At 60.7% G+C, this 14,379-nt stretch carries 13 protein-coding genes; 6 read left to right on the top strand and 7 right to left on the bottom strand.

From position 1 onward, the window contains the following. Positions 1-78: 78 nt before the first annotated feature. Positions 79-2,136, top strand: a complete 2,058-nt coding sequence (gene recG / locus GBCGDNIH1_RS16640) for an ATP-dependent DNA helicase RecG (RefSeq protein WP_011631541.1) — start codon at positions 79-81, stop codon at positions 2,134-2,136. A gap of 41 nt (positions 2,137-2,177) precedes the next feature. After that, entirely contained in the window at positions 2,178-2,687 is a 510-nt protein-coding gene (locus GBCGDNIH1_RS16635; protein ID WP_025319221.1) for a hypothetical protein, read from the top strand. Here the strand turns inward: GBCGDNIH1_RS16635 and GBCGDNIH1_RS16630 are convergent. From GBCGDNIH1_RS16630 to tpiA, 7 genes are all read right to left on the bottom strand, one after another. Continuing rightward, the gene (locus tag GBCGDNIH1_RS16630; RefSeq protein ID WP_011631539.1) at positions 2,684-3,175 is read right to left on the bottom strand and encodes a low molecular weight protein-tyrosine-phosphatase; all 492 of its coding nucleotides are present in this window, start codon (positions 3,173-3,175) and stop codon (positions 2,684-2,686) included. The two genes, GBCGDNIH1_RS16635 and GBCGDNIH1_RS16630, sit on opposite strands and share 4 nt — an antisense overlap. 14 nt (positions 3,176-3,189) lie before the next feature. Next, positions 3,190-3,630: an OmpA family protein gene (locus GBCGDNIH1_RS16625; protein ID WP_157691985.1), complete on the bottom strand. Its 441-nt coding sequence runs from the start codon at positions 3,628-3,630 to the stop codon at positions 3,190-3,192. 75 nt (positions 3,631-3,705) lie between these two features. Then, positions 3,706-4,533: a creatininase family protein gene (locus tag GBCGDNIH1_RS16620; protein ID WP_011631537.1), complete on the bottom strand. Its 828-nt coding sequence runs from the start codon at positions 4,531-4,533 to the stop codon at positions 3,706-3,708. Positions 4,534-4,573: 40 nt separating this feature from the next. After that, complete coding sequence (kdsA, locus tag GBCGDNIH1_RS16615; RefSeq protein ID WP_011631536.1) at positions 4,574-5,422, bottom strand: 3-deoxy-8-phosphooctulonate synthase; 849 nt, start codon at positions 5,420-5,422, stop codon at positions 4,574-4,576. Next, on the bottom strand, positions 5,415-7,049 hold the full coding sequence (locus GBCGDNIH1_RS16610; protein WP_011631535.1) for a CTP synthase: 1,635 nt from the start codon (positions 7,047-7,049) through the stop codon (positions 5,415-5,417). Before GBCGDNIH1_RS16610 ends, kdsA begins: the two co-directional genes overlap by 8 nt. A 65-nt stretch (positions 7,050-7,114) precedes the next feature. Further along, positions 7,115-7,516 carry a preprotein translocase subunit SecG gene (gene secG, locus GBCGDNIH1_RS16605; RefSeq protein WP_011631534.1) on the bottom strand — a complete coding sequence of 134 codons (402 nt, stop codon included), beginning with the start codon at positions 7,514-7,516 and terminating at the stop codon, positions 7,115-7,117. A gap of 267 nt (positions 7,517-7,783) precedes the next feature. Next, on the bottom strand, positions 7,784-8,533 hold the full coding sequence (tpiA, locus tag GBCGDNIH1_RS16600; RefSeq protein ID WP_011631533.1) for a triose-phosphate isomerase: 750 nt from the start codon (positions 8,531-8,533) through the stop codon (positions 7,784-7,786). A 185-nt stretch (positions 8,534-8,718) separates the two neighbouring features. On the opposite strand from tpiA, the gene GBCGDNIH1_RS16595 reads away from it, so the two are divergent. Genes GBCGDNIH1_RS16595 through GBCGDNIH1_RS16580 form a run of 4 tightly spaced genes read left to right on the top strand, consistent with a single transcriptional unit; the run spans position 8,719 to position 14,309 of the window. Then, the gene (locus GBCGDNIH1_RS16595; RefSeq protein ID WP_072563893.1) at positions 8,719-10,650 is read left to right on the top strand and encodes a SurA N-terminal domain-containing protein; all 1,932 of its coding nucleotides are present in this window, start codon (positions 8,719-8,721) and stop codon (positions 10,648-10,650) included. Next, on the top strand, positions 10,647-12,185 hold the full coding sequence (gene trpE / locus GBCGDNIH1_RS16590) for an anthranilate synthase component I (protein ID WP_011631531.1): 1,539 nt from the start codon (positions 10,647-10,649) through the stop codon (positions 12,183-12,185). The genes GBCGDNIH1_RS16595 and trpE overlap by 4 nt, the downstream gene beginning before the upstream one ends. A gap of 7 nt (positions 12,186-12,192) precedes the next feature. Continuing rightward, positions 12,193-12,654, top strand: coding sequence for a DUF488 domain-containing protein (locus GBCGDNIH1_RS16585; protein WP_011631530.1), 462 nt, complete (start codon positions 12,193-12,195; stop codon positions 12,652-12,654). Beyond that, positions 12,651-14,309, top strand: coding sequence for a tetratricopeptide repeat protein (locus tag GBCGDNIH1_RS16580; protein ID WP_011631529.1), 1,659 nt, complete (start codon positions 12,651-12,653; stop codon positions 14,307-14,309). Before GBCGDNIH1_RS16585 ends, GBCGDNIH1_RS16580 begins: the two co-directional genes overlap by 4 nt. Positions 14,310-14,379 lie beyond the last annotated feature (70 nt).

Raw genomic sequence — 14,379 nt, 5'->3', positions numbered from 1 at the left:
GCCCGCCATGTCAACGATCCGGTCATGATCTGCGATTCAGTGTAAAATACCGGTTCACATCAGGGAGATCACGCACCGGTGGAGAGCGATCCTTTTTCCACCCTGTTCGCTCCGTTGACCTCCCTGCCCGGCATCGGTCCGACTCTTGCCCCGCTGCTGGAGAAAGCCTGCGGCGGTCCACGCGTGCTGGATCTTCTGTTTCACCTGCCGGATGGGTTCACCCGTCGTACAGCCATCAGCGCTTTGCGGGAAGCTCAACCCGGCACAGTGGTGACGATCGCGCTGGACGTCGTGGCGCATCATGCTCCGGCTACCAGACGGCAGCCATGGCGTGTGAAAGTCATGGACCGGGAGGGATGCGAGGCAGATATCGTGTTCTTCAGCCGCGCCCGGTTGGATCGTTTGCCGATCGGCACCCGGGTCGCAGTTTCCGGCAAGGCCGACCGGTTCGGTGAAAAAATCACCTTTCCCCATCCTGACCATATCGTCCCCATCACCCAGATGGACACCATTCCAGCCATCGAGCCGGTCTGGCCGCTTACGGCCGGACTGTTTCCGGGCCAGATCCGGCGTGCGCTGAAAGAAGCACTTGGCTGCCTGCCCGATTTTCCGGAATGGATTGATCCGCATCTGCTGGCGAAGAAATCCTGGCCCTGTTTCGGTGCCGCGCTGCATGCGCTGCATCAGCCGGAGCAGATACCGGATCAGTCCCCGCATGACCGGCTGGCCTATGACGAGTTGTTCGCCCACCAGCTGGCCATGGCATGGATGAAACGCCGCGAGCGACAGCGCCCGGGCCGGTCTCTCTCCGGCGACAATACCCTGCGGGAAGAAGCTCTCATCCGGTTCGGCAAGCCCATGACCGGTTCGCAGCTTCAGGCCCTGTCGGAAATTGACGGCGATATGGCGGCCCCAAGGCGCATGCTGCGGCTGTTGCAGGGCGATGTCGGCGCCGGCAAAACGCTGGTAGCGCTGATGGCGATGCTGCGTGCGGTAGAGGCGGGTACGCAGGCAGCCATGATGGCGCCCACGGAATTACTGGCGCAACAGCATTACCGCACCCTGTCGAAACTTTCCCCCGTACAGGTCGGATTGCTCACCGGCTCGGTCAAAGGGGTGGCGAGGCGCAATCTGCTGCTGGGCATCCAGGCCGGGCGCATCAAGATCATCGTCGGGACCCATGCGCTGTTTCAGGACAGTGTGCAGTATCGTGATCTCGGCCTCGCCGTGATTGACGAGCAGCATCGCTTCGGGGTCGAGCAACGCGGCATGCTGGGCAGCAAAGGCAGCCGGACCGATGTGCTGGTGATGACCGCCACCCCGATCCCCCGCACCCTGCTGCTGACGCAATGGGGTGAGATGGATGTCAGCCGCCTGACCGAAAAACCGGCTGGGCGCCAACCCATCCGCACCACCCTGCACCCTCTGAGCAAACTGGACGCCGTCATCGACGGTATCGGCCGGGCGCTGGACAAGGGCGACCGCGTCTACTGGGTCTGTCCACTGGTCAGCGAAAGCGCCGTCAGCGACATGGCCGCGGCAGAGGAGCGTTTTGCCGTGCTGCGTGCCAGGTTTGGCGAGAAGGTCGGTCTGGCGCATGGCCAACAGGACAGTGCCGAACGAGAGGCGGCGCTGTCCGAATTCGCCGCGGGCCGCACCAGCCTGCTGGTGGCAACGACTGTGGTGGAAGTCGGCGTAGACGTACCGGAAGCCAGCATCATGGTGGTAGAGCATGCCGAGCGGTTCGGGCTGGCGCAGCTGCATCAGTTGCGCGGGCGGGTCGGCCGTGGTGCTGCGGCCAGTTTCTGCCTGCTGTTGCATGAAGACGGCATGAGCGAAACCGCGCGCCGCCGTCTGACATTACTGCGGGACACGGAAGATGGCTTCCTGATCGCCGATGAGGATTTCCGCCTGCGGGGAGGAGGCGATCTGCTTGGGAAGCGACAATCGGGCCTGCCCTCCTGGCGGCTGGCCGATACGGACCGCCATGCAGCGCTGTTGCGCATCGCCAGCCGGGATGCGGCCTATCTGCTGGATCAGGACCCCGGCCTGACCGGCCCTCGTGGACTGGCTGCACGCTCCCTGCTGCGTCTGTTCGGCCGGGGAGATGCCCTGCGCAATCTGGATGCCGGTTGAACCGTTCTTCTCACGGCCCATGTGAAACAGGGAGGCAGACTATGAGCAGACTGAAACAGCATTCCCGGTGCAGGGGGATCAGCACCGCCCTGTTTGTTTCCATTCCGGTTTTTCTGGCAGGCAGTCTTCTTTCCTTACCCTGCCCGGCCCAGACAGCCACTTCATCATCTGTCCAAAGTTCGTCTCCCCAGACTGCGGCACAAACCACTGTGCAGCAGAGTAGCCCGACCACTGAAACAGCCAGCCGCCCTGCAACCAGTGCCGTGAATCGTGCCACGGACGATACCGCTGCACGCCCGGCGGAAGGCAGCGCCGTGATGACGAATACGAACCCGGCCGCCTATCCCGCGGCCATGAATAATGGCGGCAGCACGGCAACTAGCACGCCTGCCATGCTCCCCTCTTCCTCAGCCGCATCGGCCGGAAGCAATTCCTCGGCCTCAATTGGTCCGGGAAAAAGCAATGCCACTACCGGTTGCAGATCACAGAGCAACGGACTTGGCCCCGTCGTCATAGGGGCAGGTATAGAAGACTGTGAAAGTGCCCCTTAGTCGGATGGTGTATTCCGCCCCCGCAACAGGCGCAGTGCCAAACTCGCTGCGCCCGCCGATACATCGGCCCAGGTAACCTCGAAATCTTTCAGGCCGCCATAATACGGGTCGGCGACCGACTGTCCCTCCCGTCCGGGCACTTCATCCAAAAGCAGGCTGAGGGAAGCCAGGCAGTCCTTCGGGCGCAAACGGCGCAAGGCCGCCAGATTGTCGCGGTCCAATGCAATGATATGGGTAAAACGCTTAAAATCATCCGCGCTGATCTGTCTCGCCCGATAGTCAGAAATATCCACTCCATGACGCCACGCTATGGTCTGCGCACGGGGATCAGGGGGTTCTCCTGCGTGCCAACCTCCCGTCCCGGCAGAATCAATATCTACCGTCAGGCCGGCACGCTGCGCCTCCCTCCGAAAAGCAGCCTCTGCCAATGGAGAGCGGCATATATTACCCAGACAGACAAACAGAACTGCGCCAGAAGACTGTTTCATGATCCAGTCTCTTGTCAGGGGTGCTCGAATCTGATCTCGACCCGGCGGCTTTCCTGATTGTTCCATTCCGGCTGGGTCTGTCCATGACCGCGCGCTGTGATCCGGGCCTGCGGAATACCGGCCTTGATCAGATCCTTGCGAATGGTGTCGGCACGCTCTTCAGACAGATCATGATTATCCTTGGCCGAGCCGACAGGGTCCGTATAGCCGACCACAATGATATTCTGATCGGGATGATCCTTGGCGTAGGTCACCGCCACTTTCAAAATCGGCAGGCTGTCCGTTTTCGGTTGAGACGCATCGGGGGCAAAGAATATGAAGTAATTCTGCGCCGGATGATGAAAACAGGCTGTCAGCAACAGCAATGCCGCCACGCTCAGAATGCCCGCTATTCGCCGACTGCAACTCCTGAACCGGCCCGTCCTGTCGAAGCCGCTCCTGTCAACCAGCGTCATCGTCTGCATCCTGTCCTGATGTTGTCGCCCTGATAAGGCCGATCCGGGTTACAACATCCTGTCCCGGATTTCGTTTCACTGCCGTTTTACAAGCGATGAATCAATCGTCTCCTGCAACCGGGCCAGATCGAATTTTTCAACCTCATGCAGCAGGCTGACGAATTGACTGGCCAGATGCTCGGCCAGAATACGTCCTTTCTCTGCACTGGCCGCTCTGGCATCCCCGCATGCTCCGCCGGGATTCAGATCCTGCGCCGTCCAGGCATAGGGAATCCGTCCTGTCGCCGACAGATGCCGATGAGAATCATCACGATGCGCCGGCACGAAATCATCGATCCGTGACAGGCGCAATTGATCAGGCCGCAGATGCATCATCAGGGATGTTTCCAGCGCCCCCCCATGGATGCCCGTCGACCGTTCCAGCGGCGAGAATAGACCATCCGGCACACCGAGCTTGGTCCAGCCACACACTGTGACGAACATGCCGAAACGGATACGAAGCTCCCGCGCCACGATATCGAGAATCTGCGGCTGCCCGCCATGAGAATTCAGAAACACCAGACGCCTGAACCCGGCACGCGCCACACTGGCCCCCAGATCCCGCAATACAGCCAACAGCGTATCCGCGGAGAGGGTCAGCGTACCGGGAAAAGCGATATGCTCCTCACTCCATCCCACCGCCTGCATCGGCAGTGCCAGCACCTGCATGTCGTCGGGCACGCGATCGAGAGCAAGCTTCAGCAGCCCCTCATTAATGGCTGCATCGACCCATAACGGCAGATGCGGCCCATGCTGTTCCACCGCCGCAACAGGCAGAACAGCAATGGCGGCCTGCTTATCGAGGGCGGCAATCTCGGGCCAACTCATATCCTGCCAATAACGGAGGGGTTTATCGGCGGTCATGCTTGTTTCCCCTCCCGTTGCGTGATCATAGGCTCTGGCTTCAGCCAGCCTTGCCGAGCACATCGAATTGCTTCAACCGGCGGAGGGTTTCCTCCATCTGGTCGAGCGGGATCATATTCGGACCATCGCTCGGTGCCCGATCCGGATCGGGATGGCATTCGATGAACACGGAGGCAACGCCGACGGCCAGAGCTGCGCGTGCCAAAATCGGAGCGAAGGTACGGTCTCCGCCCGATGCCGTGCCCTGACCACCCGGCTGCTGCACTGAATGCGTGGCATCGAACACCACCGGATAGCCGGTCTGCGCCATGATCGGCAGCGCGCGGAAATCCGTGACCAGCGTGTTATAGCCGAAACTGGCGCCACGCTCCGTCAACAGCAGATTGTGATTGCCGGTCGACGCAATTTTCGCAGCTACGTTCCGCATGTCCCAAGGGGCCAGAAACTGCCCTTTCTTGACATTGATCGTGCGACCGGTTTCTCCGGCTGCCAGAAGCAGATCGGTCTGACGACACAGAAAAGCCGGGATTTGCAGAATATCGACGGCTTCTGCCGCCGGTTTGCACTGCCCGATATCATGAATATCGGTCAGCACCGGAATGTCGAAGCGCTCCCTGATCCCGGCCAGAATATCGAGGCCGCGCTCCATCCCGACCCCACGCGCGCCACCGACACTGGTTCGGTTGGCTTTGTCGTAGCTGGCCTTGAACACCAACGGGATGTCCAGCCGCGCACAGATCGCATGCAGTTCCGCCGCCACACCTTCCGCATGTGCGCGGCTTTCAATCTGGCACGGCCCCGCGATCAGAACGAAGGGAAGATCATTGCCGAAGCGCACATTGCCGACCGTGACAATCCGCGCCTGCCCATTCTCACCGCGATCAGACAAGACGCGCCTGCCGGACCGCAGCGGCCACAAAACCGGAGAATAACGGGTGCGGATCAAACGGCTTGGATTTCAGCTCCGGATGATACTGCACGCCAACGAACCATGGATGATCGGCATATTCGACGATCTCCGGCAGCACCCCATCCGGAGAGAGACCGGAGAAGCGCAGGCCGACGGCTTCCAGCTGCTCCCGGTAATGGATGTTCACCTCATAGCGATGGCGATGACGCTCCTGCACCACCGGCACACCACCATAGGTTTCACGGGCCAGCGATCCCTCGATCAGCGCCGCCGGATAGGAACCCAGCCGCATCGTGCCACCCAGATCACCGGATGCCGAACGGCGCTCCAGATCATTCCCCCGCGCCCATTCGGTCATCAGGCCGACAATCGGCACCTCACACGGGCCGAATTCGGTGGAGGACGCATCCGGCAGCCCGGCCAGGTTCCGTGCCGCCTCAATCACCGCCATCTGCATGCCGAAGCAGATTCCCAGGAACGGAACCTTGTGTTCACGGGCAAAGCGCACCGCCTCGATCTTGCCTTCGGCTCCACGCTCACCGAAGCCGCCCGGCACCAGAATACCGTGCACCCCTTCCAGGCGCTGCACGGAGTCGGCCTGTTCAAAAATCTGGCTATCCACCCAGTCGATCTCGACCTTGACACGATTGGCGATACCGCCATGAACCAGCGCCTCGGCGAGGCTCTTATAGCTGTCGAGCAGGGTGATGTATTTACCGACGATCGCGATCTTCACCACGCCATCAGGGGCGCGCACAACATCGGCGATTTCTCGCCAGCGGGTCAGATCCGGCTCCCCCCCAATCGGAAGATTGAAGTGCCGCAGAACCTCCCGGTCCATGCCTTCCTCATGATAGCGGATCGGCACGGAATAAATGGTATCGACATCCAATGCCGAGACGACCGCTTCCTGACGCACATTGCAGAAATTGGCGATCTTGCGACGCTCGTTTTCCGGGATCAGACGGTCACAGCGGCACAGCAGCATGTTGGGCTGGATACCGACATTCTGAAGTTCCTTCACCGAATGCTGGGTCGGTTTGGTCTTCAGCTCCCCCGCGGAAGGAATATAGGGCACCAGCGTCAGATGTACGAACATGGTGCGTGACGGGCCAAGCTCGTTGCCGAGCTGACGGATCGCCTCAAGGAAAGGCAGGCTTTCAATGTCGCCGACCGTTCCACCGATTTCGATCAGGGCGAAATCGAGATCCTGGTTCAGATCACGTGTCACCGCATCTTTGATCGCATCGGTGATGTGCGGGATCACCTGCACCGTGGCACCCAGATAATCGCCGCGCCGCTCCCGCGCGATCACATCGGAATAGATACGCCCGGTGGTCGCATTATCGGATTTGCGGGCATGCACACCGGTAAAACGCTCGTAATGGCCGAGATCGAGGTCGGTTTCCGCCCCGTCATCGGTCACGAACACTTCACCATGCTGATACGGACTCATCGTGCCCGGATCGACATTGAGATAAGGATCAAGCTTCCGCAGACGGACGGAATAACCACGCGCCTGTAATAGCGCCCCAAGGGCCGCCGAAGCGATTCCTTTCCCGAGGGAAGAAACCACGCCGCCGGTGATGAATACAAACCGCGTCATGAGATCTCAATCTTCTGTGGCAAAGGAACGGAACAAACACTGTGCGTGAGGAGACGCGCCCATCATCAATTCGCCGGCACCTGTGGTGCCGAAGGAGTCTTGGGAACAGCCGTCTTTGCATCCGGCGCGGCAGGCTGGCTACCGGCGGGGGGATGCGCAGGCGGGGCAGCGGGCAATGACGGGCTGGAAGGTGCAGCAGGCGTGCCCTGACCGAACAGTACGGAATGGCCGACACCCGCCGTACCGCGATTGAGCAGCGCAAGCGTCAAAGAAAGCAGCATGAACAGCGTCGCCAGAATCGCCGTGGTGCGTGTCAGCAGATTGGCGGTGCCGCGACCGCTCATGAACGATCCCATTCCCTGGGAGCCGCCAATGCCCAGACCGCCCCCTTCGCTGCGCTGGATCAGAACCACGCCGATCAGCGCCAGAGTCACGAACAGGTGGATTATCAGCAGCACGGTATTCATAAGCAGCCTTTCGCGGCCGGGGGCCGGTTATTCCAGATGATCTTTCCAACCATATAGCACGGTCAGAGCCGAGGATCGTCTTTCAAAGCCATCATGCCGACATGACAAAGGCCCTGTGACCACGGGGTGACCGTAACGGGATGACCTCAGCAGGTAACCGGCGCGGTTTCTACAGATATGCCCGGACTCTGCAAAGCATTCCGTTACGCAAAATGCAGACATCCCCCATGCCGGTATGCCCGCCCCTTCCTGCATGCCGGCTTTCGGTCAGGCAGAAGCCTCAGCAATGGCCAGAAAATCCTGTGCCGACAGGCTCGCCCCCCCGACCAGCGCACCACCAACCTCCGGCACGCGCAGCAGGCTGGCCGCATTCTCCGGCTTGACCGAGCCGCCATATAAAATCCGGACGCCCCGCCCGGCTTCTCCAAACTGGCGAACCAGTTCCTCCCGGATGAAGGCATGCATCATGGCCACATCCTCTACCGTCGCTGTGCGCCCGGTACCGATGGCCCAGACCGGCTCGTAGGCGATAACGCCATTCGAGTCCGCTGCAAACCCGTCCGGCAGGCTGCCCTTGATCTGCCAGCCAACAATCTCCGTTTCCCGGCCGGAGGCACGCTCATCCTCCGTTTCACCGACACAGACAATCGGGGTCAGACCGAACTGACGAGCTGCGATGACTTTCTCACGCACCGTTTCGCTCAATTCACCATGATCGCGGCGGCGCTCGGAATGACCCAGAATCACCCAGTGCGCGCCTGCCTCAACCAGCATTTCCGCAGACAGATCGCCCGTATGCGCGCCGGAGCGGGCCATATGACAATCCTGCGCCCCGACCTCAATCCCGCTACCGGCCAGAACCGATGCCGCCTGTGCAATCAGTGTCGCAGGCGGGCAGATCAGCATGTCGCAATTCCGCAGCGCGTGAGGAGCCGCATCCCGCAGGGCCTGCAACAACGACTCCGACGTACTGCGCAGCCCGTTCATTTTCCAGTTTCCGGCAATCAGCTGGCGCATGGCGTATCGGGACCCTTCCGAAATCTAACAACCGTCTTTCTGCGGCATGGACGGTCTCTCAGTAAGGGGGTTTCCAGCAAGACGCAAAATGCAACCAGGCTTTATCAGGACCAGCGAGACCATTTCCCTGACGGTCAAGCCGCATTATGGTGCCGGCCCTCATACGCTCCATGGATACCTGCCCCATGCTCGCTACCTTTCGAAACTCTCTCAATGCGTGGCCTGTGCGCCTGTTGTTCGGCCTTCTGGTGCTGGCCTTCGTGGGATGGGGATTCTCCGATGTCTGGACCCAGGCCACCGGGGGCGGCGCACTCGTCACCGTCAATGGCAGCCGGATCGAACCTCAGGCTTTTCAGGCCACCTACCAGAGAGAGCTGAATCGCGTGCGCCAGCAGATGGGCGGGGGACGGCAGGACGTGCCGCCCGACATCCGCAAAATGGTGGCCCAGCAGGCTTTGCAGCAGATGGTGACGGAGACAGTGCTGGATGACCTGACCAGAAAAATGGGGCTGACCACACCGGATGCCGATATCCGGCAGGCGACCTACGCTATGCCTGCCTTTAAAAACGATCAGGGCCAGTTTGATCAGGCACGCTTTCAGGCGGTGCTGAACAGTGTGGGGCTGACGGAAGACAGCTATGTCGCCTATTTGCGGCGCACTATAACGGAACGGCAGCTTCTGGACGCGATCCGCGCCGGAGCCAGCGCCCCCAAAATTCTGGTGGCTCCGCTCTTCGCCTGGCAGAAGGAGCAGCGCAGCGGAGACATGATCGAAGTCCCGGTCTCCGCAGCACCCGCCCCGCCCCAGCCGACTGACAAGCAGCTGGAACGTTACTGGGCCAATCATCCCGCACGCTATACCGCCCCGGAATACCGTCGGATCAAGGCTATCGTCCTGACCCCGGAAACGGTCGCCAAAGCCATAGAGGTGCCGGAAAAAGACCTCCGTGCCTGGTACGACGCGAATGGCATCCATTTCGACACACCGGAAAAGCGGGATGTCAGCATCGTTCTGGTGCCGGATGAAGCAAAGGCCAAAGCGCTGGCAGAGCAATGGGACAACGGTGCCGACTGGAAAAAGATCAGTGCTCTGGCCAACAGCGATGGCGGCAGTGCAGTGGAACTGACCGGCATCACAAAGCAACAGCTGCCGGTGCCTGATCTCATGCCTCTGGCTTTCGAGACCACGAAAACCGATCAGATTGCCGGGCCGGTTCACGATTCGCTTGGCTGGCATGTCGTGCGTGTCGGCAAAATCCAGCCTGCCACCCATCGCAGCTTCGAGGAGATGAAGGAGGAGATTAAGCAGATTCTCTCCACCCAGCGCGCCATGGAGCAGATCTATGACCGCTCCTCCCATCTGGACGAGGCGTTTGCGCAGGGATCGACGCTGGATGACAAGCTGCCGGATGCCGATGCTGTGGCAGCGATCTCTGGTCAGCTGGACATGCAAGGCAATACACGCGAAGGCACCCCGGCCCCCATCCCCGGCTCGGACCAGTTGAAACAGGCACTCATCACCGCCGCGTTCTCCATGAAAAAAGGTGATGCGCCCCATCTGGTACCCGTGACACCGCAAAGCCAGCCGGGTACGCCGGCCGGACCAACCACCTATTTCGCCGTGCAGGTAGAGGACATTATTCCCGGCGCCCTGCGTCCTTTCCCGGAGGTCAAGGCCGAAGTGACCGCGGACTGGATACAGGATAAACGCCACCACAGTCAGGAAGAGGCCGCTACCCGTGCCATGCTCGCCCTGCAGGAGGGAAAGTCGGTGGCTGATGCCGTCACCCTCTCCGGCGGCACGCTGAAGCAGATTCCCCTGCTGACACGTAAAGGCGAAACCGGCGATGTCAGTGCCGACACCCGGCGCGCCTTGTTTGCCCTCAAGCTCAATGACTCTACCATGGTGAACACGCCGGATGGCTTCGCGATCATCCGCCTGACCCGTATTCTCAGCCCGACCGAAAAGGACGACCCTGCTGCCTTCTCGCAGGCACGGGAACAAATCACGCAAGGGCTGGCCGAGGATCTGGAAAATACATTCCTCGCATCGCTGCGGTCCAAAGCCGATGCGCGGGTCAATAACGCTCTGCTGCAACGGATTATGCAACAATGACGCCCCCGCCTTTTTTCCCGGATTTCGAAACCGTCCAGGCCGCCTATGATCGTGGTGAGGGCGTGCTGGTCTGGGCGCAGGCAGTGGCCGATCTGGAAACACCGGTCTCCGCCTATCTGAAGCTGGCCAACGGGGAGCCGAACTCTTTCTTGCTGGAAAGTGTCGAGGGAGGCGCCACGCGCGGGCGGTATTCCATTATCGGCCTGCGCCCCGATCTGCTGTGGCGGTGCCGGAATGGTCAGGCTGAAATCAACCGGTCCGCCCTGACCGACGCCGACTCATTCACACCCGAACCGGACGCACCGCTGGATAGTCTGCGACGCCTGATCGCCGAGACCAGGCTGGATATCCCGGATGGTCTGCCCGCCATGGCGGCCGGGCTGGTCGGCTATCTCGGCTATGACATGGTGCGGCAGATGGAAGTGCTGCCCACCAAAAATCAGACCATATTGGACGTGCCGGAAGCCATTCTGGGCCGCCCTTCCCTGATGGCGATTTTCGATACGGTCAAGGATGGCCTGACCCTCGCGGCGCCTCTCTTCCCGCGCTCGGATATCAGCGCACGGGACGCTTATGAACGGGCCTGCGCAACAATCACGGCTGCCCTCACCCGTCTGGCGGGTCCTCTGCCTGCCTGTGCCATGATGACAGGCGCGCCTCAGGATGGCGGCGGCACGATCGAGCCTTCCTCCAATATCAGCCGCGAGGATTTCGAGGCCGGTGTCGTGCGGGCGATCGACTATATCCGTGCCGGAGATGTGTTTCAGGTCGTGCCGAGCCAGCGCTTCTCAACACCCTTCTCCCTGCCACCGCTCGCCCTGTATCGGGCCTTGCGAAGGATCAACCCGGCCCCGTTCCTGTATCATCTGGCTTTCGACGGCTTTGCCGTAGTCGGCAGCAGCCCGGAAATCATGGTTCGCCTGCGCGATGGGGAAGTCACGATCCGTCCCCTTGCCGGCACCAGACGGCGCGGCGCAACCCCGCAGGAAGATAAGGCGCTGGAACAGGAGCTTCTTGCCGACCCCAAGGAACGGGCCGAGCATCTGATGCTGATCGATCTCGGCCGCAATGATGTGGGCCGCGTCTCCGAACTCGGCAGCGTACGAGTCACGGAGAGCTTCGTGATTGAGCGGTTCAGTCATGTGATGCACATTTCTTCCGAAGTGCGCGGCAGGCTGAAAGCGGGTCTGGATGCGGTCGATGCGCTCTGTGCCGGGTTCCCTGCCGGCACGCTGAGTGGGGCCCCGAAAGTCCGGGCGATGGAAATCATCGAGGAGCTGGAACCCGACCGGCGCGGGATATACGCTGGCTGTATCGGTTATTTCGCGGCTGATGGCACCATGGATACCTGTATCGGCCTGCGCACCGCGGTGGTAAAGGATGGCATGATGCATGTGCAAGCTGGATGCGGGGTCGTGGCCGACAGCGATCCCGCTGCCGAATATGAGGAAACCCGGCAGAAAGCCCGCGCCCTGTTCCGTGCCGCCGAAGAAGCAATCCGCTTTGCCGCCGCAACCCAAGACGCACTGAAATAACCGCGCCATGTCCCCTGCGCCACTTTATACCATCGGCTATGAGAAAACGGCACAGCGGGACGTGATCGAGGCTCTGCTTCAGACCGGGGTCAAAACACTGATTGATGTCCGGGATCGCCCGTTATCCAGACGGGCCGGATTTTCAAAAACCATCCTTGCCAACAGCCTGGCGGAGCACGGAATTTCTTATGTCCATCTCCGCCCTCTTGGCACCCCGCCGGAAGGACGGGAAGCTAACAAGAGGCGTGACTGGCCTCGCTTCTGGTCCATCGTGGACGAAAAACTGATCACACCGGAAGCAGAGATGGCCCTTCAGCAAGCTGCAACACTTGCTGGTCAGGCACCGTGCTGCCTGCTTTGTTACGAAACCGATCCTCATATCTGTCACCGGCTGCGCGTTGGTGAAGTCCTGCAAAAGCGGCATGGTTTTCAAATGCATCACCTTTTCGCCACCGGGATTGCTTCGTGAGCACGTTTGAACAGTCCTGGTTCGAACGCGCCCGCGCTGCCCACCGGGAGGGCAGGCTCGAAGACGCCGAAAATGCATACCGACAGGCGTGGCGGGAAAATCAGTCTGATCCTGCGCCGGCGCATCTTCTGGGATTGCTGCTGATCGAACGGCAGGAATACGCCGCCGCAGCCGCAATTCTGCGGCAAGCTGTGAAACTGGCCCCTCAGGATAGCGCAATCCAGAATACGCTGGCCCATGCCTGTCTAAAGGATTTGCGGCATGAAGAAGCGGAAACCGCGTTCCGCAACGCCCTGCATCTGGAGCCGAACCGGCCGGATTATGCGGTTGGCCTGGCCTCCCTGCTGCACGATCTGGGGCGCAGTGAGGAAGCGGTCACCCTGATGCGGGGGGCGGTGGCCGCCAGCCCGGATCATGAAGCGGCAGAGGAAGCACTCGGCACACTTTGCGCCGCGACGGGTGCACTCGAAGAAGCGGTTCCCTATCTGACCCGCGCCGTCTTGAGGCAGCCCGATAACCCCGATCTGCTGCTGTCTCTGGCCGGTGCGTGCAAGGATCTCGGCCGACCGGAGGAGGCAGAACCGCTGCTGCGTCGGGCATTGGCGCTCAGGCCCGGCCACCCGACAACAGAATTCAATCTCGGCTATGTGCTGATGCTGCTCAGCACGATGCAGGAAGGGTACGCGCTTTATGAGGCGCGATGGCACCGTGATGGGCGGCAACCACGCCCCTTCCCCTGCCCCCGCTGGGAAGGGCAGGACACACAGGGCCAGACCATCCTGCTATGGGCCGAGCAGGGTATGGGAGATACGCTGCAATTTGCACGTTATCTGCCGGTTCTGGCCAGAAAACACAGGATTGTGGTGGAGGTGGATCAACCGCTGGTCAGGCTGATCAGACATATTCCCGGCATTATCTTCGTCGTGCCACGCGGTGCGGCCCTGCCGCATTACGATCTGCATTGTCCGCTGCTCAGCCTGCCGCATGTGATGAATGACCCCTATATTCGCAATGCAGAGCCGGTCCCCTATCTGTCTGCATCTTCAGCAAATGAAGCTCAGTGGAAAAATACATTCCAGCAGATATTGACCCCCCGGCCGGGTGATGCCCTGATCGGTATTTGCTGGGCTGGCAGCATCCGGGATAATGATGCCGAACACCAGCATTGGAATGCCCAGCGCTCCCTGCCTTTGTCTGCTTTTGCAGCATTTGCCCAACTCCCCGGCGCTCATTTCATCTCGCTCCAGAAAGGGTCACCGGCGCAGCAAGCGAAATACCCTCCCGCCGGGATCAACCTGCTTGATCCAACCTCACATCTCTCCGATTTCGCAGATACTGCAGCACTGATCATGGCGCTCGATCTGGTGATCACAGTGGATACATCGGTTGCCCATCTGGCCGGTGCCCTTGGTAAACCCGTGCTGATGCTGAACCGTTTCACCACGGACTGGCGCTGGCGCATGCATGGCAACCGCACCGCATGGTACCCCTCCATGCGGATCGTCCGGCAGCCAACACCCGGTGACTGGGAGACGGCACTGGGAGAAGCTCGCTCCATCCTCACCCGATTTCTGGTCGCTTTCAGGAATGGAGAGGCTGATTCCCTTCATGACTCACTGCAAAGCGGCTCAGCGTCAGAAACATTTCCGGCATGACAACAACGGGCTGGGCGCGGGGATTGAAACGCGCCACGATGAGAACAACAAAGGCAGAGATGCAGAGGAT

The sequence above is a fragment of the Granulibacter bethesdensis CGDNIH1 genome, assembly GCF_000014285.2.
GTDB classification, from domain to species: domain Bacteria; phylum Pseudomonadota; class Alphaproteobacteria; order Acetobacterales; family Acetobacteraceae; genus Granulibacter; species Granulibacter bethesdensis.
Note: the sequence above shows the minus strand (reverse complement) of the source record. Positions and strands in the feature narration are given on the sequence as shown.